This is a genomic window from Hydrogenophaga soli (assembly GCF_054777695.1).
Map to the genome: position 1 here is coordinate 413,852 of NZ_BAAHAK010000002.1, position 22,875 is coordinate 436,726.

Annotated in this window: 18 protein-coding genes; 13 read left to right on the forward strand and 5 right to left on the reverse strand. The window is 67.1% G+C overall.

The features are described from left to right. The first annotated feature begins 2 nt into the window (after positions 1-2). From ACYVB7_RS05050 to queC, 11 genes are all read left to right on the forward strand, one after another. Positions 3-659, forward strand: a complete 657-nt coding sequence (locus ACYVB7_RS05050) for a flagellar hook assembly protein FlgD (protein ID WP_460505502.1) — start codon at positions 3-5, stop codon at positions 657-659. A 39-nt stretch (positions 660-698) separates the two neighbouring features. Next, complete coding sequence (gene flgE / locus ACYVB7_RS05055; protein WP_460505503.1) at positions 699-2,033, forward strand: flagellar hook protein FlgE; 1,335 nt, start codon at positions 699-701, stop codon at positions 2,031-2,033. A 32-nt stretch (positions 2,034-2,065) separates the two neighbouring features. Beyond that, the gene (gene flgF, locus ACYVB7_RS05060; protein ID WP_460505505.1) at positions 2,066-2,800 is read left to right on the forward strand and encodes a flagellar basal body rod protein FlgF; all 735 of its coding nucleotides are present in this window, start codon (positions 2,066-2,068) and stop codon (positions 2,798-2,800) included. A gap of 38 nt (positions 2,801-2,838) precedes the next feature. Further along, positions 2,839-3,621: a flagellar basal-body rod protein FlgG gene (flgG, locus tag ACYVB7_RS05065; RefSeq protein ID WP_460505506.1), complete on the forward strand. Its 783-nt coding sequence runs from the start codon at positions 2,839-2,841 to the stop codon at positions 3,619-3,621. Between the two features lie 36 nt (positions 3,622-3,657). Next, positions 3,658-4,389, forward strand: coding sequence for a flagellar basal body L-ring protein FlgH (locus tag ACYVB7_RS05070; protein WP_460505507.1), 732 nt, complete (start codon positions 3,658-3,660; stop codon positions 4,387-4,389). A gap of 157 nt (positions 4,390-4,546) precedes the next feature. Beyond that, positions 4,547-5,650, forward strand: coding sequence for a flagellar basal body P-ring protein FlgI (locus tag ACYVB7_RS05075; protein WP_460505709.1), 1,104 nt, complete (start codon positions 4,547-4,549; stop codon positions 5,648-5,650). A 1-nt stretch (position 5,651) separates the two neighbouring features. Beyond that, on the forward strand, positions 5,652-6,605 hold the full coding sequence (gene flgJ, locus ACYVB7_RS05080; protein WP_460505509.1) for a flagellar assembly peptidoglycan hydrolase FlgJ: 954 nt from the start codon (positions 5,652-5,654) through the stop codon (positions 6,603-6,605). Between the two features lie 15 nt (positions 6,606-6,620). After that, positions 6,621-8,609, forward strand: coding sequence for a flagellar hook-associated protein FlgK (gene flgK, locus ACYVB7_RS05085; RefSeq protein WP_460505510.1), 1,989 nt, complete (start codon positions 6,621-6,623; stop codon positions 8,607-8,609). A 24-nt stretch (positions 8,610-8,633) separates the two neighbouring features. Further along, a complete protein-coding gene (gene flgL / locus ACYVB7_RS05090; RefSeq protein ID WP_460505511.1) occupies positions 8,634-9,953 on the forward strand; it encodes a flagellar hook-associated protein FlgL in 1,320 nt (439 codons plus the stop codon). A gap of 9 nt (positions 9,954-9,962) precedes the next feature. Continuing rightward, complete coding sequence (locus tag ACYVB7_RS05095) at positions 9,963-11,234, forward strand: YuxH family protein (protein ID WP_460505513.1); 1,272 nt, start codon at positions 9,963-9,965, stop codon at positions 11,232-11,234. 23 nt (positions 11,235-11,257) lie between these two features. Continuing rightward, complete coding sequence (gene queC / locus ACYVB7_RS05100) at positions 11,258-11,977, forward strand: 7-cyano-7-deazaguanine synthase (protein WP_460505514.1); 720 nt, start codon at positions 11,258-11,260, stop codon at positions 11,975-11,977. A gap of 742 nt (positions 11,978-12,719) precedes the next feature. Here queC and ACYVB7_RS05105 read toward each other — a convergent pair. Further along, positions 12,720-14,549 carry an ABC transporter ATP-binding protein/permease gene (locus tag ACYVB7_RS05105; RefSeq protein ID WP_460505516.1) on the reverse strand — a complete coding sequence of 610 codons (1,830 nt, stop codon included), beginning with the start codon at positions 14,547-14,549 and terminating at the stop codon, positions 12,720-12,722. Positions 14,550-14,643: 94 nt separating this feature from the next. On the opposite strand from ACYVB7_RS05105, the gene ACYVB7_RS05110 reads away from it, so the two are divergent. Continuing rightward, positions 14,644-16,119, forward strand: coding sequence for an RCC1 domain-containing protein (locus ACYVB7_RS05110; protein ID WP_460505517.1), 1,476 nt, complete (start codon positions 14,644-14,646; stop codon positions 16,117-16,119). A gap of 12 nt (positions 16,120-16,131) precedes the next feature. Here ACYVB7_RS05110 and ACYVB7_RS05115 read toward each other — a convergent pair whose 3' ends face one another. Beyond that, positions 16,132-17,040, reverse strand: coding sequence for a 5'-nucleotidase (locus ACYVB7_RS05115; protein ID WP_460505518.1), 909 nt, complete (start codon positions 17,038-17,040; stop codon positions 16,132-16,134). A gap of 142 nt (positions 17,041-17,182) precedes the next feature. On the opposite strand from ACYVB7_RS05115, the gene ACYVB7_RS05120 reads away from it, so the two are divergent. Then, positions 17,183-19,546 (forward strand): ATP-binding protein, encoded by a 2,364-nt coding sequence (locus ACYVB7_RS05120; protein WP_460505520.1) that lies wholly within the window; start codon positions 17,183-17,185, stop codon positions 19,544-19,546. Here ACYVB7_RS05120 and ACYVB7_RS05125 read toward each other — a convergent pair. Genes ACYVB7_RS05125 through gspE form a run of 3 tightly spaced genes read right to left on the reverse strand, consistent with a single transcriptional unit; the run spans position 19,514 to position 22,868 of the window. Continuing rightward, positions 19,514-20,137, reverse strand: a complete 624-nt coding sequence (locus tag ACYVB7_RS05125) for a response regulator transcription factor (protein WP_460505521.1) — start codon at positions 20,135-20,137, stop codon at positions 19,514-19,516. The two genes, ACYVB7_RS05120 and ACYVB7_RS05125, sit on opposite strands and share 33 nt — an antisense overlap. Positions 20,138-20,140: 3 nt before the next feature. Next, entirely contained in the window at positions 20,141-21,367 is a 1,227-nt protein-coding gene (gspF, locus tag ACYVB7_RS05130) for a type II secretion system F family protein (RefSeq protein WP_460505522.1), read from the reverse strand. A 13-nt stretch (positions 21,368-21,380) separates the two neighbouring features. After that, positions 21,381-22,868 carry a GspE/PulE family protein gene (gene gspE, locus ACYVB7_RS05135; RefSeq protein ID WP_460505523.1) on the reverse strand — a complete coding sequence of 496 codons (1,488 nt, stop codon included), beginning with the start codon at positions 22,866-22,868 and terminating at the stop codon, positions 21,381-21,383. Positions 22,869-22,875: the final 7 nt, after the last annotated feature.

The following is a 22,875-nucleotide window of genomic DNA, read 5'->3' on the forward strand; positions in this document are numbered from 1 at the left end:
CCATGTTCGCCTCACCCTTGAGCAGTGCCCAGATCGACGCCTACAACGCCGACAAGGCCAAGAACAAGAACCAGACCGATGCGTCCTCCATGCAGGACAAGTTCATGAAGATGCTGGTGGCTCAGATGAAGAACCAGGATCCGTTGAACCCCATGGACAACGCCCAGATGACCAGCCAGATGGCGCAGATCAACACCGTCAGCGGCATCGAGCAGCTCAACAAGACCATGGCGGCCATGGCCACCCAGTTCGGCAACCTGCAGGCCTTGCAAGGGGTGTCCTTGATTGGCAAGGTGGCCATGATCGAAGGCAACACCCCCACGGTGGAAAACGAAAAAGCGTATGGCGGCCTGGAGCTGACCAAGGCCGCCAACAGCGTCAAGGTCGACATCCTGGGCAAGGGCGGCGACATCCTGGGGACGGTGGACATGGGCGCACAGACCGCCGGACAGCACTTCTTCGAGGTGCCCCTGACCGGGGTGGACCCCGCCAAGGTGGCCAGCTTCAAGGTGACGGCCACCAACGGCACCGCGACCGTGGCCGTCAAGAACATCAGTTTGCAGGCCATTTCGTCGGTGGGCATGAAAGACGGCACGTTGTCGCTCACCTCGGCCACGGGAAAGACCTTCGCGTACACGGATGTGCTGGGCTACCGCTGAGCCCCCGCACCCCCTTCACACAACCTACAGGAGTCAATCATGGGCTTTGGAACAGGACTTTCCGGACTGAACGCCGCATCCAAGAACTTGGATGTCATCGGGCACAACATTGCCAACGCCAACACCACGGGCATGAAGGCCGGGCGCGCCGAGTTTTCGGAGATGTACGCCAGTGCGCTGGGGGCCGCAGGCGGTAGCAACGGGGGCATCGGTGTGTCGGTGGCGGCCATTGCGCAGCAGTTCACCCAGGGCAACATCAAGGTCACGGGTGGCACCATGGACATGGCCATCAACGGTGAAGGTTTCTTCAAGACCACGCTGACCGATGGCAGCACCGCCTACACCCGCAACGGCGAATTCAAGCTCAACTCCGACGGCTACATCATCACCAACAACGGGGCCAAGCTCCAGGGCTACCCCACCGACACCAAAGGCGTGCGCGCCGGGGTGACCACGGGTGACCTGAAGCTGCCCACCGGGGCCACGGTGGCCCCCAAGGTGACCACGGACATCGTGGCCACGGCCAACCTGGACTCCCGGGCACCGGTGTCGTCCACCGCCATTCCGGCAGCAGGCACCGGGCCGGTGGCGCCCGCCACACACGCCCTGACCGCCGAGCAGCGCAAGTACGGCACCTCCATCAATGTGTACGACTCGCTGGGCAACGCCATTCCGGTGCAGATGTACTTCATCAAAGACCCGGTGGTGCCCAACACCTGGCAGGTGCGTGCCAGTGTGGATGGCGGCAAGAACCTGCTGGCCATGTCGGCCGGTACCTCGGTCAGCTTCAACTCGGTGGACAACCTGCTGGCTGTGCCACCCACCTACGCCGGTCAACCCGTGGCGGCGTCGGTGCCGGCACAGTTCACCATCCCGGCTGACACGATTGCCTTGGGCATTCCCAGCGCCACGTTGACCGACGTGAAGATGTCGTTTGGCGACGCCACCAAGGGCTGGACGCTCACGCAGTACGGCTCGGACTTCTCGGTGTTCGACCTGAACCAGGACGGCTACGCCGCCGGTGAGTTGACCAACATCTCCATCAGCGAAGCCGGGGTGGTGACGGCCAACTACTCCAACGGCGAAAGTTTCGGGGCAGGCCAGGTGGCGCTGACCCGCTTCCGCAACCCGCAGGGCTTGGCCGCGGTCAACGGCGGGTATTGGCTGGCCAGTGCCTCGTCGGGCGACCCCATCGACGGGGCCGCGCTGGAAGGGCGGTTTGGCCAGATCCGGGCGGGTGCGCTGGAAGAGTCCAACGTGGACCTGACGGCTGAGCTGGTGAACATGATCGTGGCGCAGCGCTCCTACCAGGCCAACGCGCAGACCATCAAGACCCAGGACCAGGTGATGACCACCCTGGTCAACATCCGCTGACCCCGGCGGCAACGCATTGAGGACACCACACCATGGACCGCATCATTTACCTTGCCGCCTCGGGCGCGAATGCGGCCATGGCGCGCCAACAGGCCCTGTCCAACAACCTGGCCAACGTGTCCACACCCGGCTTTCGGGCCGAGTTGTCCACGCACCGTTCGGTGCCGCTGGAGGGCTCGGGGGCCAGCACCCGCGTGTTTGCCTTGGAGGCCACGGCGGGCCACCTGGACAAGCCGGGGCCCATCACCATGACCGGGCGCAACCTCGACGTGGCGGCCCGCGGTGGTTCGTACTTCGCCATTCAAGGGTTGGATGGCACCGAGGCCTACACCCGGGCCGGTGCCCTGGAAGTGACCCAGGACGGCAACCTGGTCAACCCCCAGGGCTTGCCCGTGCTGGACACCGGCGGCGCACCCATCAGCATTCCGCAGGGGGCACAGGTGCAGTTCGGTGCCGACGGCACCATCACCGCCCGTGTGGGCACCGAGCGTCCCCAGGCCATCGGGCGCCTGAAGCTGGTCACCCCCAACGAGGACGAACGCCTCACGCGCAGCGAAGACGGTTTCTTCCGCTCGGCCAACGGGCCTTTGAATGCCGACCTCAACGCCCGCATGCAGGACGGTGCGCTGGAGGGTTCCAACGTCAATCCCATCGAGGCCATGGTGGGCATGATCCAGGTGGCCCGCCAGTTCGAGCAGCAGATGAAGTTGCTGCAAACGGCTGAGAAAAACGACCAAACCGCGGCGCAATTGCTGGGAATGGGCTGATGCCGAACGGGCATCATCGCTGAGAAGGAGTCTTCACCATGATCAACTCACTGTGGGTCGCCAAGACCGGCATGCAGGCCCAGCAAACCCAGCTGGACGTGATTTCGCACAACCTGGCCAACGTGTCCACCAACGGCTTCAAACGCGGCCAGGCGGTGTTCGAAGACCTGATCTACCAAAACCTGCGCCAGTCCGGCGCGGCCAGTTCCGAGCAGACGCAACTGCCCACCGGCTTGCAGCTGGGCCTGGGGGTGCGCACCGTGGCCACCAGTCGCACCTTCACCCAGGGCAACCTGCAACAAAGCAGCAACAACCTGGACGTGGCCATCAACGGCAACGGCTTTTTCCAGGTGCAGATGCCCGATGGCACCACGGGCTACTCCCGCGACGGCGCATTCCAGGTCAACTCGCAGGGACAGATGGTCACCTCCGGGGGCTACCTGCTGTCCGGGGGCATCACCATCCCGGCCGATGCGCGCAGCGTCACCATCTCCAACACCGGGCAGATCAGCGTGGTGCAGGGCAACAACCCGGCACCCACCGTGGTGGGGCAGCTGGAGCTGGCGTCGTTCATCAACCCCGCCGGGCTGGAGCCCCGCGGGCAGAACCTGTACACCGAAACGGCTTCGTCCGGCGCGCCGCAAACCGGCGCCCCCGGGGCCAACGGCCTGGGGCCGGTGCTGCAGGGCTACCTGGAGTCGTCCAACGTGAACGTGGTGCAGGAGCTGGTCAACATGATCCAGACGCAACGCGCTTACGAGATGAACTCCAAGGCCATCCAGACCTCGGACCAGATGCTGCAAAAGCTGGGTCAACTTTGATTGAATTTTTGGCATATAGCGCTTTTAGGTGTTGATATGTTTGCTATTAAAAATGTAGTTTCAATCCCCGCTTGTCGGCGGCTGGGCCTGGCGTTGGGGTTGGCCATGGGCCTGTCGGCCTGTGCGTCGCTGCAGGAAACGCCCAAGGTGGACTTGGCCGAGCCCGCGCCCATCGACTGGCGCAAGGTCAACCAGCAGCAACAAGCGGTGGCGGCCCGCCCGGCCACGGGCAGCCTGTTCCAGGCCGCCAGCTACCGCCCCGGGTTTGAAGACCCCCGGGCCCGGTTGGTGGGTGACAGCCTGACCATCGTCATTGAAGAGCGGGTGTCTGCCACGCAGAAGTCCACGTCCAACGTGAGCAAAACCGGGGCGGTGGACAGTGGCGTCACGGCGCTGCCCATCGTGGGCAGCAACGCCTCGCTGCTGGGCAAGCTGGGGGCCAGCGCCGACAGCTCCAACACCTTCAAGGGCGCGGGCGACACCGCCAACGACCAGACCTTCCAGGGCACCATCAGCACCACGGTGATGGAGGTGCTGCCCAACGGACACCTGGTGGTGGTGGGCGAAAAGCAGGTGGGCATCAACCAGCATGTGGACGTGTTGCAGTTTTCGGGCACGGTGGACCCGCGCCACATCCGCCCCGGCAACGTCGTCAACTCCACCCAGGTGGCCAACGCCCGCATTCAGTCGCGGGGTCGCGGGCAGCAGGCCGAGGCACAGCAAATTGGCTGGCTTTCAAGGTTCTTTTTGAGCGTTCTGCCGTTTTAGTTCTCGGCAAACTTGTCGAACAGGCTGATGCGACTCCTTTCGCATCGGTCTGAAACCGACAAGGAGTGCCGACATGTTCCCAACCATCCAACACCAGCCAGCCGGGCGCACGGGCCTCGGGCTGGCTTTGGTGCGTCTGGGGCGGGCGGTGGCGGCCATGGGCGTGCTGGCGGCCAGCGCCGCGGTGTCCGTGGCCTGGCCTTCGGTGGCTGCGGCCCAGAGCATGCGCATCAAGGAAGTGGCCGCCGTTCAAGGCGTTCGCACCAACCAATTGACCGGTTATGGCCTGGTGGTGGGCCTGGACGGCACGGGGGACCAGACCAACCAGATGCAGTACACCAGCCAGTCGCTGGGCAATTACCTGCAGCAGTTGGGCATCACCTTGCCCGCGGGCATCACCCCGCAAATGAAAAACGTGGCGGCGGTGCTGGTCACCGCGCAGTTGCCGCCGTTTGCCCAGCCCGGGCAGATGGTGGACGTGGCGGTGTCGTCCATCGGCAACGCCAAGTCCTTGCGCGGTGGAACGCTGATTTCCACGCCACTCAAGGGCCTGGACGGCGAAATTTATGCCATTGCCCAAGGCAACCTGATCGTGGGCGGGGCCGGGGCCTCCGGGGGCGGCAGCAAGGTGCAGGTCAACCACCTGAGTGCCGGGCGCGTGCCCCAGGGTGCCCAGGTGGAGCGCTCGGTGCCCACCCCGTTCCTGAATGGCGACACCCTGACGCTGGGCTTGAACAGTGCCGATTACGCCACCGCCAACCGCGTGGCCCAGGCCATCAACCGCGCCAAGGGTGATGGCACGGCGGTGGCGGTGGACGGGCGCACCGTGCAGTTGCAAATGCCTGCCAGCGTCAACCGCGTGGCCTTCCTGGCGGAGTTGGAAGAGCTGCGCCTTGAAAACACCGTGCCCGCCGCTCGCGTGATCGTCAACGCCCGCACCGGCTCGGTGGTGTTGAACCAGGCCGTCACCCTGAACCCGGTGGCCGTGGCCCACGGCAACCTGTCGGTCAGCATCAGCGCCACCCCGGTCATCAGCCAGCCCAATGCGTTTTCCACCGGCGGCCAGACGGTGGTGACCGAACGGGCCGACATCAAGATTCAGCAGGAGCCCGGCGCCCTCATCCAGATGCAGGCCGGGGCTCAGCTCAGCGACGTGGTCAAGGCACTCAATGCCCTGGGGGCCACGCCGCAAGACCTGCTGGCCATCCTCCAGGCCATCAAGGCCGCGGGGGCCTTGAACGCGGAGTTGGAGGTCATTTGACATGAGCGCCTCAATCAACCCCCTGGGCACGCAGGGCCTGGCGGCCGACGGCAACTCGCTCAACGCCCTCAAGTTCCAGGCCGGCAAGGACAGCAAAGGCGCCGTGAAGGAGGCCGCCAAGCAGTTCGAGTCGCTGTTCATGCGCGAACTCATCAAGAGCATGCGCCAGGCCACCGCCAAGTCGGGCCTGATGGACGGAGACCAAGGCGAGAACCTGGCCACCGATTTGCTGGACCAGCAGATGGCCACCCAGATGACCGGCTTGCCCGGTGGGCTGAGCGAGGCCATCGAGCGCCAGCTGTCCCGCCAGATGGACCCCAACGGCGCCGCCGGGGCCGTGCCGGGGGCGGTCAACGGGGCTGCCGCCCGTGGGCTGTCGGCCTACCAGCGCCAGGCCGGTGCGGTGGCCACACCGCGCATTGACGTCAGCCAAGTGCCAGCCAAGGTCACCGATGCCCAGGCCCACTTTGTGGCCAAGCACACCGCCGCAGCCAACCAGGTGGCGGCCGAGGTGGGCATTCCCGCCAGCTTCATGCTGGGGCAGGCCGGGCACGAAACCGGCTGGGGCCGCAGTGAAATCCGCCACGCCGACGGCAGCACCTCGTTCAACCTGTTCGGCATCAAGGCCAACGCCGGCTGGAAGGGCAAGGTGGCCGAGGTCACCACCACCGAATACGTCAACGGCGAGGCCCGCAAGGTCAAGGCCAAGTTCCGCGCCTACGACTCGTACGAAGACGCCTTTCGCGACTATGCCAACCTGGTGGGCAACAACACCCGCTACCAGGGGGCCATGCAGAACCTGGGGTCGGCCCACGCGTTTGCCACCCAGCTGCAAAAGGCTGGCTACGCCACCGACCCCCAGTACGCCAACAAACTGAGCAAGGCCATCAACACCACCTTGCACCTGCAGCGGGCCTTGATGGCCAGCCGCATGAGCCCGGCCCAGCAGGGTTGACGGGGAGAACACAGCATGAGTGCAGGCCTCAACATCGGCGCCCGGGCGCTGAACACCAACCAGGCGGTTCTGAACGTCATCGGGCACAACATTGCCAACGCCAACACGGTGGGCTATTCGCGCCAGTCGGTCAGCCTCAGCGCGGTGGAAGGGCAGCAGGCCGGTGCCGGGTATTACGGCAAGGGCGTGGAGATTCTGGCGGTCAAGCGCTCGTATGACGCGTTTCTGGCCCGCCAGGCCAATGCCACCCAAACCGTGGCCTCGTCGGACGCGGTGCGCTACCAGAAGATGCAGCAGGTGGAAAGCCTGTTCCCCTTGGGCGACGGCAGCCTGGGCACCTTGTTGAACAAGGCCCTCAATGCCTGGACCGACGTGCAATCGTCCCCCACCGACTCCACCGCACGGCAGGTGGCCATTGCGTCGGCCGACCAGTTTGCCGCCCGCGTTCGTGACACCTACACCCGCCTGGACGAAGTGGGGCAGACCGCCCGGCTGCAGGCCACGGAAACGGTCAAGTCCATCAACCAGATGGCCACGCAGCTGGCCGAGCTGAACGACAAGATTTCCCGCGTGTTCTCGTCGGGCCTGCCACCCAACGACCTGCTGGACCAGCGTGACAAGCTGCTGGCCGACCTCAACAAGCTGGTGAAAACCACCACCGTGGCCGCGGACGACGGCAGCCTGACCGTGTTCGTGGCCAGCAGCCAACCGCTGGTGATCGGCAACCGCGCCAATGGCATGAGCGTGGACCCCCACCCGCTGGACACCGAAAACCGCCTTCAGCTCAACTTCGTGATGGAAGGCAGCAAGACCGACATCAGCCCCGAGCTGCTGGGCGGCGGCGAAATCAAGGGCCTGATCGACTTCGTCAACACCGACCTCAACCAGGCCAAGGAAGCCCTGGGCCAGATGGCGTTGGCCACGGCCATCGAGGTCAACAACCAGCACAAGAGCGGCCTCAAGCCCGATGGCACCGTGGGCGGCGCACTGTTTTCGTTCTCCGTGCCGGTCACTCCCTCGGCACCCTCGCGGTTTTCGCTGGACTTTCAATCCACCGGCCTGCAAGCCGACGACTACGTGGTGCAGTACAGCGCGGCCAGCCTGGCCACGGTGCAGCGCTTGTCTGACGGCAAGTACTACAACCCGGCCACCAGCGCCTTCGAGACCGCGCCGACCACCATCGACTTCTCCACGCTCACCCCGCCCAGCGACCCGCAGTTGCAGTTCGACGGCATTTCGCTGCGGCCCACCGCCGCCGCCACGGTGGGCGAAACCTACCGTTTCAGCCCCACCCGCGACGCCGCGCGCACCCTGGCGGTGGCCTTGAGCGCGCCCAGCGAGCTGGCGGTGGCCAGCGCCATCGGCCTGTCACCCGCGTCCACCAACACGGGCAGCACGGCCATCCAATCGGTGGGGTTGTCGGTGCAGCAGGGCAACCTGCCCGCACCGGTGCCCACCTTCAACATCCAATACAACGCGGGCACGGGGCAGTTTGGCATCGTGGCCCCGGTGCCGGCCAACATCCAGGCCCCCACCACGCTCACGTACACGCCGGGCCAACCACTGGTGTGGTCCTACGACGATGGGGGCAGCCCGGCCAACAAGTTCACCTACCAACTGAACTTGCGGGGCGAGCCCAAGAACGGCGACCAATTCGCCATTGGGCTCACCACCCCCACTGCGGCACGTTTCAACGGCGGCAACGCCACCGCCATGCTGGGTGTGCGCGACCACAAGGTGCTGGACGGCACGGTGGCCTTGTCCGACACCTATGTGGCGGCGTTTTCCACCGTGGCTTCCACCGTCAACGAAACCAAGTTTGCCGCCGAGTTTTCGGCGGGTCAGGCCGCCAAGGCCGAAACCCAACGCGCCAACATTGCCGGCGTCAACCTGGACGAGGAGGCCGCCCTGCTCATCCAGTTCCAGCAGGCGTACCAGGCGTCGGCCAAATACATGAACACGGTGCAAAGCCTGTTCGACACCTTGATCTCGGCCTTCCGCTGACCCACACTCTGAATGGAGTGAGCCATGACCATCTACCGAGTCTCCACCGCCAACACCTACGACCGGGCGCTGTTCAACATCCAGCAGCGCCAGTCGGAGCTGGGCAAGTCCCAGGCCCAGCTGAGTTCGGGCAAGCGCGTCCAGCAAGCCAGCGACGATGCGGTGGCGGCCACGCTGTCCGAACGCACGCTCAACCGCCTGGCCCGCACCGAGTCGGATTTGCGCTCGCTGGAGGCGTCCCGGCGTTCGCTGGCGCAGGCCGAAAGCACGCTGGGCACGGTGTCCGACCTGTACGACCACTTCAAGGAGCTGGTGGTCAAGGCGGGCAATGCCACGCTCAACGCCAGTGACAAGCGCTCCATCGCCGAAGAAATGAAGGGTGTGCGCGAGCACCTGCTGAGCCTGGCCAACCAGAAGGACACGGCGGGCCAGCCGCTGTTTGCGGGCATGGGCCCGTTGAACCCGCTGGGCAACCCGTTTGTGGAGCAGCTCAGCAGCCCCGCGGTCAACCAGACCACCTATGGCCCCGACGGCAGGGCCGTGCAGTGGGATGCCACCCGGGGCCAGCAGGCGGCCACCGAAACCTCGCTGCCGCAGGGGGTGGACGGCTACAGCGTGTTCAAAGGCGTCAAGGGCGATCCCGCCGCCATCGCCGACACCACCGCGGGGGTCATCCAGGCCGTGTCGGTCAAGGTCACCACCCCCAACCCCGACGTGTTCGACACCACGGCCGACGCGCTGGGCGGCACCCAGGGCAAGTACGCCATCACCTACACACCGGGCACGCCCGCCACTTGGACCGTCACCCAGACCAACCGCACCAACGCACCCTTGCCCCCGGCGGCGCCAGCACCGTACAACCTGTTGCCCGCCCAGGTGACCACCGTGGGGCAGGACGTGGTGCTGAACTTCGACGGCATGGAGGTGTCGCTGCATGCCGATGAGCTCGCCGACCTGAACACCCCGGCCTCGTTCAGCGTCACGCCCGCGGTGGACCGCGACATCTGGGAAACCATGGACCGGGCCATTGGCGCGCTGGAGCAAGGCGAGTCCGGGCACGACCTGTCGCAAGAGCTGGACGTGGTGCACAACCAGTTGGCGCTGCGCCAGGACCAGATGCTGTCCGTCCGCGGGCAGCTGGGCGACTGGCTCACCCGGGCCGATGCCATGGAGTCCAACTTCACCGACCGCACCGTGGCCTACCAGAAAGAGAACTCCGAGCTGGTGGATGTGGACATGGTCAAGGCCGTGACGGACTTTCAGAGCAACACCACGGCCTACCAGGCGGCCCTGCAGTCCTACGCCCAGGTACAGAAACTGTCGATGTTCGACTATTTGCGGTAACGTCGGTGCATGCTGCACTCGCCGCTTGACGACATCGCCTTTGCCTACGAGCCCGTCTGGGACAAGACCCGACGCATCTGCGCCTCCCGCCTCACCATCCACGCGCTGCGCCCGGGGGTGGTGGACATCGTGGCGCTGCTCACGGCGCTGATTGACGGCTTTCCCCCCGACGCCCCACCCCTGCTGCTGTCCACCGATGAGCCCATGCTGCTCATCAAACTGCTCAAGCAGGCCCCGGTGCGCAACACCTGGCTGGAAGTGCCCGAACCCCTGTGGCGGCAGCCCTCCACGCTGGCGCTGATCATGGCGGCCCGCCGCTTCGGCCACCAGCTGTTGTGGCGCGGGGAGTTGTCCGCCTTCGAGCCCTATGGCCAGAAGTTTCCCGGCCTGCGGGCCGTGCTGGAGCTGTCGCTGGACGACGCCATCCAGGCCCTGCAATCGGCCTCGCAAGGGGGGGAGTTCTCCATCCCGGCCCATGTGCAGCGCATTGCCAGCCCCATCCTGCCCGGGCACTTGTACGTGGGGGTGTCCAACCGGGCCCTGGCCGACCACTGCCTGGACCGCAAGCAGGTCTGGGGCGTGGTGGGTTGGCCGGACGACGAGCTGCTGCTGTCCCAGCCGCACAAGGCCATTGGCATGGACCAGCGCGTCATCGGGCAGATCATGCAGGCCGTGGACGCCGAAGTGCCCATCCAGACCCTGGTGGCCGTGGTGGCGCAAGACCCGGTCATCGTCTATCGGCTGCTGCGCATGGTCAATTCGGCTGCGTTCGGCCTGACGCACGAGGTGGGCACCATCCGCCACGCCCTCATGATGCTGGGCTACGACAAGCTGCGCAGCTGGTTGCAAGCCTCCCAGGCCGGGGCCAGCACCGACCGGTCGCTGCACCCCTTGCGCCACGCCATGCACATGCGGGCCCGCCTCATGCGCCTGCTGCTGGACGCCCAGGCCGACGACCTGGTGGCCTCCGAAATCCACCTCACCGGCGTGTTTGCCCAGCTGGACCTGCTGACCAAGGAGCCGCTGGCCGAAATGCTCAACCAGCTGCCCCTGCCCGGGCGCATCTTTGCCTCGCTGGTGCGTGGCGACGGCCCCTACGTGGCCTACCTGGAGCTGGCGCGCACGCTGGCTGCGCCCCACCGCATCCATGAACTGGCCGACGTGTGCGCCCGCACCGGCTTCGGGCTGGACGAGGCCAACCGCGCCGTCATCCACCTGCTGGCCACGGCACGTGAGCCGTCGGACCAGCAATTCGTCAAACGGCGCGAACTTGGCCACTGAGCCGGGTATCCTCCCGCCCCATCATGCACACCACCGCCCTCGTTCTGTTCTCGGGCGGGCAGGATTCCACCACCTGCCTGGCCCACGCCCTCAGCCGCTTCCAGCGGGTGGAAACCATCGGTTTCGACTACGGCCAGCGCCACCTTGTGGAAATGGACGCCCGCCTGCGCGTGCTGGCCGAATTGCGCACCCAGTTCCCCGCCTGGGCCGACAAGCTGGGCGACGACCATGTGCTGGACCTGGCCGTGCTGGGCCAGGTGAGCGAAACCTCGCTCACCCGCGACATGGCCTTCCAGATGGAAAGCACCGGCCTGCCCAACACCTTTGTGCCCGGGCGCAACCTGCTGTTCCTGACCCTGGCCGCAGCCCTGGCCTACCGGCGCGAGCTGCAGGTGATCGTCACCGGCGTGTGCGAAACCGACTTTTCCGGCTACCCCGATTGCCGCGACGACACCATGAAGGCCATGCAGCTGGCGCTGTCGCTGGGCATGGACAAGCGTTACCTGATCGACACCCCGCTGATGTGGATCGACAAGGCCGCCACCTGGCAGCTGGCGCACGACCTGGGCGAACGCGCTCAGCCTGGCGGCGGGCAGCAGCTGGTGGACCTGATCGTGGAACACACCCACACCTGCTACCAAGGCGACCGGGTGCATCGGCACGCCTGGGGTTACGGCTGTGGCAGCTGCCCGGCTTGTGATTTGCGTGCCAAGGGGTTTGCGCGGTGGGTTGAGGGGCGCTGAGCTTTTGGGTTCGGGCGGCCGCAGGCGGTGGGGGCGCGGGGCGCTGGGCCCTTGGGTGGGGGGTGGATGCTGGCCCCTGCGGGGTTCCCTGCGATGCTCGCCAGGGGGCCGGTGCGGCGGAACTCGCTGCGTTTTGCCTGAAGGCAAAACTCCGCTCAAACAGCCGCCGCAAGTCAGAGGTGGAAGCGGGCTGCGCCCGCTGCGGCCCCCTGGCTGCGCTTCTCGGCTGCGCATGCACCCCCCACCCAAGGGCCCAGCGCCCCGCGCCCCCACCGCCTGCGGCCACCCGTGGGTTGTGTGGGACATATCAAGCAAAAAGTGCCTCTGGCGCTTTTTATATAAGCGCAAGCAGCTACCAAAAGCATAGTGATGTGCGGCGCAAGCTCAGGCCCCGGCTTCGCCTCCGGTGGTGAACCAGCAGCACCTCAGCGGGGTGGGGCGGGTGGGCTGTGGGGTGGTTGCCTTCGCCGGGGGCGAGGCGCACAGACCGTGGGGCGGGTGCGCACCAGCGCACCTTCCACCTCTGACTTGTCGCGGCTGTTTGAACGGAGTTTTGCCAAGGGCAAAACGGAGTGAGTTCCGCGACACCGCCCCACGGTCGAGCACCGCAGCGCAGTCCGCAAAGCGGACTCCCGGCGAGGCACCCACCCCACAGCCCACCCGCTCCACCCCGCCGCGAGGACGTTCCCCGCAAGCCACGAGGACCGCAACCGCCCCTGAAGCGCGAGAAAAGGGCGAGACCTCAGCCCCGCCCCGCCGTCACCCCCAAGGTCTGGCGGTGAAACCCCGCCACCCCGTCCCGGTGCGCAATGGACACCAGCGCGCCGTTCTCAGCCCGAACCATGGTGTCCAGGCGCTCGTACACCGTGCGCTCAGCGTCGGTGTCCAGTGCACTGGTGGCCTCGTCCACAAACAGCCAGCGCGGGCGCTTGAGCAAGGCGCGCGCCACCGCCAGGCGCTGTTGTTCGCCGCCCGACAGGGTTTGAACCCAGGCGGCTTCCTCGTCCAGCCGGTCCGCCCAGTGGGGCAGCAGGGCGTCGGTGAGGGCCTGGCGGAGCTGGGCGTCGCTGTAGGTGTCGGCGGGGGCGGGGTAGGCCAGCGCGTCGCGCAGCGGGCCGTGGGGCAGGTAGGGGCGCTGGGGCAGGAACAGGGTGCGTTGCGGGTGGTCGGCGGGCGGGGTCACCTGCCCATGGCCCCAGGGCCAGATGCCGCCCAGCGCCCGGAAGAAGGTGGACTTGCCGCTGCCCGACGGGCCTTGCACCCACACCCGGTCGCCCGCGTGCAGCGTCCATTGGTGGGGCGTGCCCAGCGTTTGCCCCCCGGGCAGCCTCAGTGTCAGGTCGTTGACCTGCCAGGTGTCTGGGGTGGTGGGTTTTTCGAAAACGATAGCGTCTTGCGCTTGTTCTGAAAGCGCTGGGTCCAACAATTGCTGTTGAAATTGCGCCAGCCGGTCGCTGGTGGCCTTCCAGGTGGCCAGGGTGCTGTAGTTGTCCACGAACCACGACAGGCTGTCCTGCACCCGGCCAAACGCCGAGGCGATCTGCATCAGCTCGCCCAGCTGAATGGCCCCGCTGAAGAACCGCGGTGCCGCCACGATGAAGGGAAAGACCACGGCGGCCTGCCCAAAGCCGCTGGTGAACCAGGTCAGGCGCTTTTGGGCGTGGATGAGGGCGGTGGCGTTGTCCAGCACGCGGGCAAAACGTTGGCCCAGGTGCTGGCGTTCCACGGTTTCGCCGCGGTCCAGCGCGATGGATTCGCTGTACTCCCGCACCCGCAGCAGGTGGTGGCGGAAGTTGGCTTCCCTGCGTTGCTGCTCGAAGTTCAGGCCCGACAGCGGGCGTCCCACCCAGTGGCTGATGACGCTGCCCGCCAGGCAGTACAGCAAGGCCACCCACACCATGAAGCCCGGGATGGTGACGGTCTGGCCACCCCAGTCGAACGAAAACGCCCCAGACAGCCCCCACAGGATGCCCACAAAACTCACCAGGGTGACCCCGGCGTTGAGCAGGCCCATGCTCAGCGCCATGGTGTGCCCGGTGAACAGGTTGAGGTCTTCGGCAATGCGCTGGTCGGGGTTGTCGGCGGGGCGTTGCTCACCGTGGGCAAAACGCAGCAGTTCCATGCGGTGGAAGGCCCCGTGGGCCAGCCAGCGGTCCAGCAGGTGTTGCGTCATCCAGTTGCGCCAGCGCAGTTCCAGCAGCTGGGTCAAGTAGAACTTGTAGACGGCAATGACGATGTAACCCGCCGCCAGCCAGCCAAAGCGCCCGAGTTCTCGCCAGAAGGCGGGCTGGTCCTTGTTTTGCAAGGCGTCGTAGAACAGGCGGTTCCAGTCGTTCAACTGCACCAGCATGTACACCGCGGCCAGGTTGAGCGCCACGATGGCGGCCAGCAGGCCCCGGGCCCGCCAGCGGTCGTCCGACGAAAAGTAGGGCGCGGCCAGCGCCCACACATGGCGCACGGTGTCGCGCAGGCGGGGGCTGTGTGGGGGTGGGGAAGGGGGCATGGCCTCGGCGGCGGAAGATGTGCCGGAAGGGGTGCCGAGACCGGGAGTAGACGCGGAAGGAGTTGCCATGGAATAGGGGGTGCAAACCCGCTTTGTTGTGCGTTTGGGCCGACAGTTCCAAGCCTACACTCAAGCCGCCATCATCTCGATTCGAGGGAACAACATGACTTTGAGTGCTTCGCGCCGCGCCCTGCTTGCGTCGATGCTGTCGCTGGGCCTGGTGGCCTGCGGCGGTGGACGTGACAAGGACACCACCCCCACCCCCACGCCAACACCCACCCCGCCCGCGGTGACGCTGACTTCCATGGCGGTGACCCCGTCGTCTGTCACCCTGGTGCCCGGCGGCACCCAGACCTTTGCGGTGGTGGGCACTTACTCCAACGGCACCACGGCCACGCTCACCTCGGGCATCACCTGGTCGGCAGCGTCTGGGGCCGCAGCCACGGTGGGGGCGGCCACCGGGGTGGCCACGGCGGTGGCCGCCGGGACGGAAACCCTCACCGCCACCAACGGCACGTTGTCGGCCACCGCCCAGGTGGTGGTGAGCACGCCCTACCAGGCGGTGGGCGGCGGTGGGTCTCACGCGCTGGCGGTCAAGACCGATGGCACCCTGAAAAGCTGGGGCCTGAACCGTTGGGGCCAGTTGGGCCTGGGCACCCAGACCGATCAACTCTCCCCCACCACCGTGGGCACTGCCAAGACCTGGTCCAAGGTGGTGGCGGGTGAGTTCCACACGGTGGCCATGCGCACCGACGGCACGCTGTGGGCCTGGGGCTACAACACCAACGGCCAACTGGGTTCCACCAAGTTTGCCAACCTGCTGGAGCCCACCCAGGTGGGCAAGGGCAAGGACTGGGTGGACGTGGCCGCCGGCAGCTACCACACCCTGGCGGTCAAGAAAGACGGCACCTTGTGGGCCTGGGGCCGCAACGCCAGCGGGCAACTGGGCAACAACGCCACCAGCGACAACGCCGATCCCGAGCTGGTGCAGATTGCCGTGCCCACGTCCTACGGCACCTCGGCCGGTTCCACCGTCGTCTGGAAGGCGGTGGCGGCAGGGGCCGATTTCTCCCTGGGCCTGTTGTCCAACGGCGACCTGTGGGCCTGGGGCAGCAACTTCAACGGGCAATTGGGGGCCGGCACGTCGACCAACTCGCTGGTGCCGGTGCAGGTCACGGGCGGGCATGTGTGGTCGTCGGTGAGTGCCGGGGCGGCCCATGTGGTGGCCATCCGCACCGACGGTGCCCTGTACGCCTGGGGTAGCAACCTGTACGACCAGTTGGGTACGCAGACGGGTGTGACTGCTGCCAACGCCCCGCAATCGGTGGGCACGGACAAGGACTGGGCCTCCGCCTCGGCAGGCGAGGGGCACAGCGCCGCCATCCGCCAGAACGGCACCCTGTGGGCCTGGGGCCAGAATGGCGACGGACAGTTGGGCGACGGCTCGCTCAGCAACCGCAAAGCACCCACCCAGGTGGGCACGGCCACCAACTGGAGCAAGCTGTCTGCTGGCAAATTTGCCACCTACGCCATCCGCACCGATGGCCTGCTGATGGGCTGGGGCCGCAACGTGGAAGGTCAGCAGGGCAATGGCGGGGTGTCGGTCACCGCGGTGCTGCGGCCCACGCCCATTCCCTGAGCGTCATTCACCTCAAGTGTTCTTGATCCCGCTGGCCACGTGGCCCGCGGGCACGTGCAGACCGGCCGATTGGACGTGGCCGGTCTGGTCGTCAAAAAAGAAATCGGGCTCGAATTCCCGCAGGAATTCGCCCTTGTCCAGCCCGCCCAGGAACAACGCTTCGTCCACGTTGATGCGCCAGTTCATCAGCGTGCGAATGGCCCGCTCGTGGGCCGGTGCGCTGCGGGCGGTCACCAGCGCGGTGCGCACCCGCATGTGGGTGTGGGGTGTCTGCTGCAGGCGCTGCAAGGCCATCAGGAAGGGTTTGAACGGGCCGTCGGCCAGCGGCTGCTCGGCCAGGTCGGCTTCGTGCCGGTGAAACGCGTCCAGCCCCTGGTTCTGGAACACCTGTTCGGCTTCGTCTGAAAACAGCACCGCATCGCCGTCAAAGGCAATGCGCACCTCGTGGGGGTGGGCATCGCTGGCCCGGGCCGCCAGCGGCACCACCCGTGCCGCGGGCACACCGGCGTCCAGGGCCGCCCGCACGTCGCTCAGGTGGGCGCTGAGGAACAGGTTGGCCCGCAAGGGCTTGAGGTAACGCCACGGCGGGGCCCCGCGGGTGAAGGCCCCGCGCTCGATGGGCAGACCGTAGTGCCGCGCCGAGCGGAACACCCGCATGCCGCTGACCGGGTCGTTGCGTGACAGCACCACCACCTCGACCTGCTCGCGCCCGGCCTCGGCGCCGCTGTGGTTGAAGTCCAGCAGTTTCTTGATCAGCGAAAAGGCCACCCCCGGGCGGGCGGGCACCTCCAGACGCTGGAGTTGCAATTGCATGTAGGCCTGGTCGTCGGTGGCTTCAAACAGGTTGTTCTCTTCTTCGAAGTCGAACAAGGCCCTGGATGAAATGGCCACCACCAGCTTGCCGTCGAGGGATGCTGCCATGGTGAAGGAGTGGGGGTGTTTGCGGCAAGAATACACCCGTCGTTTTCTTGGGTGTTCCATGGCTCGAATCCTTGCTGTCTGGTGCTGTTGGTGTCTGTGTTTGCTGGGGGTGGGGGGCGCCTGGGCTGCGGACGTTGACGGCATGGCCTACCACTGCGGCCCCACCGAGCAGTTGCGTGCCGACCCCTGGGCCCAGACCGAGGGGTGGCAGGCGGTGACGGACGGGGGCGTGCACCTGCCCTCGCGCTCACAGGCCTGCTGGGTGCGGGTGCCGGTGCTGCCGTCGCATGACGGGCAGTCGCTGTCGTTTTTCGACTTGCATGTGGCCCGTGTGGACATCGACCTGCTGCACGGGCAGGGCCATGCCCTGGGGCGTGCCGTGCGCCTGGGGCCCAGCGCCAACGCCTGGGTGACGGGGCGGCAGGCGACCTTTTCGGGCGGCTGGCATGCACCCGCTCGCCTGTATGCACGCCTGACTCCGGTGGAGGGTACCCTGGACATTCCTGGCACCGACTCCCGCGTGCGCATGGCCTGGGTGACGGAAGAGTCCCACCTGCGCCACGAGCAGCAGGTGGACCACATCAACACCGCGGCGGTCTGGTTTTTGTTGACCACCGCGTTGGTGGCGGTGTTTTTCCAGTTCGCGCTGCGTGACCTGGACTACAGCATTTTTGCCGCGTATGCCACGTTCCAGGCGCTGACCCATTTCGCCAAGTCGGGGCTGGGCTTCGTGTTCGACGACGGCGTCTGGTGCTGGCTGAACCCTGCGCTTTGGCAGTACGTGGTGTCGGCCTTGTCGGCCTGGTTCTATGTGCGCTACGGGCGCTTTGGGTCGCACAGCCCCTTGCTGGCCCGGGCGGGGAGCGTGGTGGCCACAGGGTTTGCTGCGTTGGCGGTGTTTCAGCTGGTTCGACCCGCCTGGGCCGATGCGCTGGTTTTTGTGTGGCTGCCCTTGCACTTTGTCGTGGCCGTGTGGGGCAATGCGCGGGGTTGGCGGCGGGGCGAACGGGCTTGCGCCATCCTGCTGGTGGGCCTGGCACCCATTGCGGTCTATTGGGGGGTGTATGCCCTGCAGGCGGTGGGCTTGCGCCATGCCATTCCCACCGAGTGGGCCATGGGGTCGGCCTTCGACCTGTTTCGCACCCTGTGGCTTCCGGTGGTGTTTTTCTGGGGCTTGGCCGACCGGACCTTGCGGGCCCTGCGCCTGTCGCGTGAACGGGCCGACGAGGCCCAGAACCGCTTGCTGGACACCTTGCGCGGACACGCCCGCCAGTTGGCGCAAGACGTGGAGGCCCGCACCCGGGAGTTGAACCAGGTCAACCGATCCCTGGGCCAGGCGCTGGACAACCTGAAAGAGCGCGAGCGCGCCCGCACCCGCTTCTTCACCGCCGCCAGCCACGACCTGCGCCAGCCCTTGCATGCCATGCGCCTGCTGTTCGACGCCGCACGTCGGGTGGACGACCCGGTGCGCGTCAAGGCGTATTTGCAGTCGGTCGAAGGCGCGTCGATGTCCTTGCGCAAGCTGCTCGATGCGCTGCTGGACCTGTCGCAACTGGAGTCGGGCACCGTCAAGACGCGCGACGAATGGCTGCGCATCGAAGACATGATGGCCGAGCTGCACGAAGCCTTTGCCCCCATTGCGGTGCAAAAGGGGCTGTCGCTGCGCATCTGGTACCCCGAGCACCCGCTGACCCTGCACATCGATCCGCGCCTGTGGATGAGTGTGCTCAACAACTTGGTGGCCAACGCCCTGAAGTACACCCACCAGGGGGGCGTGTTGGTGGCCATTCGCCCGAAAGACGGGGGCTTGCTGTGCCAGGTGTGGGACACCGGCCAGGGCATTGCCGCCGACGACCTCCGCCGGGTGTTCGACGAGTTTTTTCAAGTCCACAACCCGCAGCGCGACCGGGAGCAGGGCCTGGGGCTGGGGCTGTCCATCGTGCAGCGCACCTGCGAGGTGCTGGGGCTGCGGGTGTCTTGCCGCTCGGTGATGGGGACAGGCTCGGTGTTCGAGGTCTGGCTGCCGCCCCGGCGCGTCATCCGCGACGACCTGGGGGGCGCTCTGGCCCCCGCGCCCGCGGTGCAACCCTTGCCCGCGTCGGCCCCGTTGTCCACCCTGCCATCGGTGGTCGACAACCGCAATCGCTGGGTGCTGGTGGTGGATGACGATGTGTTTGTGGCCGAGGCCCTGCAGGCCTCGCTGGAGGCCCAGGGGCTGAACGCGGTGGTGTGCCACAACGTGGGCGAGGCCCTGGCCCACGCGTGGCTGCTGCGGTTTGACGCGTTTGTGGTTGATCAGCAACTGGCCGGACCGGTTTCCGGTGCGGAGTTGCTCAACCGCATTGCCGAGTTGCGGGGGGCGCCCATCCGGGCGGTCATCGTCACGGGGAACACCTCGCCCGGGTTCATGGCCGACATTCCCTCGCTGGGCTGGCCGGTGCTGTTCAAACCGGCGGGAATTGCCGACGTGCTTTCAGCCCTGGGGGTCGTCGTCCAGGGGCATTGAAGCCTCGCGCGGCGGCGCCCCGCCTGTCAGTGCCAGCCAGCTCTGAGCGGCCACCATGGCCTGTGCCCGGTTGTGCACGCCCAGCTTGCGGAACACCTCGGCCAGGTGCTGGCGCACCGTGTACTCACTCAAACCCAGCTCGCGGGCGATGGCCTTGCTGGTGGTCAGGCCACGGCACAGGCAGTTCAGCACCTCCATCTGGCGGGGGCTGGGGGGCTGCGCCACGTCGGGCAGCCAGGGGCTCAGGGCGGCCAGCATGCGTTGCGGTTCGTCCGATTTGTGGATGAAGGCCTTGGCTCCCGCCGCCAGGCCGCGTTGCACCAGTTCCGAATCGGTGGTGGCCGAGAGCATCACCACCGGCACGTCGGGCAGGCGGTTCAGGCAGGTCTTCACGGCCTCGGTCCCTTGGGCGTCGGGCAGGCCCAGGTCCAGCAGCACCAGGTCGGGCGGCCCCATGTCCTGGCAATGCTGGAACGCGGCCTGAAGGTCGGGGGCGTGCGCCACGTTCAGGTCCGGGGCCAGGTGCTCCAGCACCGACGTCAGGGCGGCCCGGAACAGGGCGTGGTCGTCCACCAGCAGCAATGTGGACATGGCTCAGCGCACCAGCTGGTTGAGCTGGATGATGGGCATCAGCACCGCCAGCACGATCAACATCACCACGGCCCCCATCACCACAATCAGCAACGGCTCCAGGATGGTGGCCATTTGCAGGGCGCGGCGCTGCACCTCGTTGCCCAGCTGGGTGGCGGCGCGTTGCAGCATGGCGGGCAACTGGCCGGTCTGTTCGCCCAGGCGGGCGAACAGGGTCAGCAGGCCCGGAAAACGCTTCTGCCCGGCCAGGGCCGAGGCCAGGGGCGAGCCCTCGCGCACCAGCACCAGGGCTTCGAGTGCATCGGCCCGCATGGCGCGGTTGTGCAGGGTTTCGGCGGCGGTCTGCAAGGCCTTGAGGATGGGCACGCCCGCCCCGGCCAGCATGGCCAAGGTGGCGGCAAAACGGGCGGCGTTGTAGCCCCGGGCCAGCTTGCCCACCAAGGGCAGGCGCAGCCAGGCGGCGTCCATGGCCTGGCGCGGGCCGTCCTGCCGCCGCGCCAGCACCACCCCGGTGCCGGTGATCACGGCCAGCAACAGGCCCAGCCAGCCCCACTGGCGGATGGCGCTGCTCAGGCCCAGCATCACCACCGTCAGGATGGGCAGGGCCCGTTTGCTGCTGGCAAACACCGAGGCCACCTGCGGCACCACATAGGTCATGAGGAAGAGCACGATGACCAGTGCTACCACGCTCACGATGGCCGGGTACAGCGATGCACCCAGAAGCTTGGCCTTGAGGGCTTCACGCGCCTCCAGGTCGTCGGCCAGGCGCTCCAGCACGGTGCCCAGGGCACCGCTTTGTTCACCCGCGGCCACCACGGCGGTGTACACGGTGGAAAACTCCCGCGGGTGGGCCGCCAGCGCACGGGCAAAGGTGGAGCCGGCGTTCACCTCGGAGCGCAGCTCGGCCAACAGGTGGCGCTGGGTGTCCACCTCGGCCTCGTCGGCCAGGGCACCGAGTGCACGCTCCAGCGGCAGGCCGGAAGTGACCAGCCCGGCCATCTGCCGCGTCCACACCGCCAGTTGCGCGGCGTTGAAGGCGCGGCTGCGCCACAGCGTGCGGTTCAGGCCCGAGCCGCTGGCGCTGTCGGCGGCCACGGCTGGCTCCACCACCAGCGGCACCAGCCCACGGCTGCGCAGCAGGCTGCGGGCGGCCCGGGCGGTGTCGGCCTCCAGCAGGCCTTTTTCGGTCTGGCCGCTGGCGGTGAGGGCTTCGAAGGTGTAGGCGGGCATGGCGTGGCGGGGCTCAGTCTCGCGTGACGCGCAGCAGCTCTTCGCGGCTGGTGATGCCTTCGGCCACCAGGCGCTCGCCGTCGGCGCGCATCAGCGCCAGGCCGTTGGCCTGGGCAGCGGCCAGCAGGTCGGCCTCGGGGGCGCGGCTGTGGATGAGGGCGCGCAGGGTGTCGTCCACCGTGAGCAGCTCGAACACGCCGGTGCGCCCGGCGTAGCCGGTGTGGCCGCAGTGCTCGCAACCCACCGGGTGCCAAACGGGTGCTTGGGACGGCCCGGCGCTCAAGCCGTCACCCTCCAGGCGGCGGCAATGCGGGCAGAGTTTGCGCACCAGTCGCTGCGCCAGCACGCCCAGCAGGCTGGAGCTGAGCAGGAAGGGTTCAATGCCCATGTCGGTCAGCCGTGTGACGGCGCTGGCCGAGTCGTTGGTGTGCAGCGTGGCCAGCACCAGGTGGCCGGTGAGCGAGGCCTGCACGGCGATCTGCGCGGTTTCGAAGTCGCGGATTTCGCCAATCATGATCACGTCCGGGTCTTGCCGGAGGATGGCGCGCAGGGCCTTGGCAAAGGTCAGGTCGATCTTGGCGTTGACCTGGGTCTGCCCCACTCCGGCCAGCTCGTACTCGATGGGGTCTTCCACCGTCATGATGTTGCTGGTGCTGGCGTCCAGCTTTTGCAGGGCCGAGTACAGCGTGGTGGTCTTGCCGGAGCCGGTGGGCCCGGTGACCAGGATGATGCCGTGCGGCTGGGCAATGAGTTTTTCGAACCGCGTCAGCGTGTCGCCCTGCATGCCCACGGCTTCCAGCGTGAGTTTGCTTTCGGTCTTGTCCAACAGGCGCAGCACGGCGCGTTCGCCATGGGCGCTGGGCAGGGTGCTCACCCGCACGTCGATGGCGCGGGTGCCCAGGCGCAGGCTGATGCGGCCATCTTGCGGCAGGCGCTTTTCCGAGATGTCCAGCTCGGCCATGATCTTCAGGCGGCTGATGAGCGCGGCGTGCAGCGCCCGGTTGGGCTGGACGATGTCGCGCAGCGTGCCGTCCACCCGGAAGCGCACGGCGGAATGGCGCTCGTAGGGCTCGATGTGGATGTCGCTGGCCCCGTCGCGGGCGGCTTGCGACAGCAGGGCATTGAGCATGCGGATGATGGGTGCGTCGTCCGCGGCTTCCAGCAGGTCTTCCACCGCGGGCAGCTCCTGCATCATGCGGCTGAGGTCGGCGTCGCTCTGCACCTCGCTCACCACGGCGGCGGCGCTGCCCCCACCGGTCTGGGCGGCGTAGGCGGCGCTGATGCGCTGGGCCAGGTCGGCTGCCGGGTGGCTTTGCACGCGCTGCGGGCGGTGCTGGCGCATGGCCTCGCCAAAGGCCGACAGGCGCCGCATGGCCTGGGCCTCGTCGGCTTCGGTGGCGGCGCTGTCGGGCCCGGCCCAGTGCAGGGTCAGGTCGGGGCCGTCCTGCTCCAGCAGCAGCAGGTGTTCGCGGGCAAAGGCGTAGGGAAGCGGGTACCTCACCGTGCGG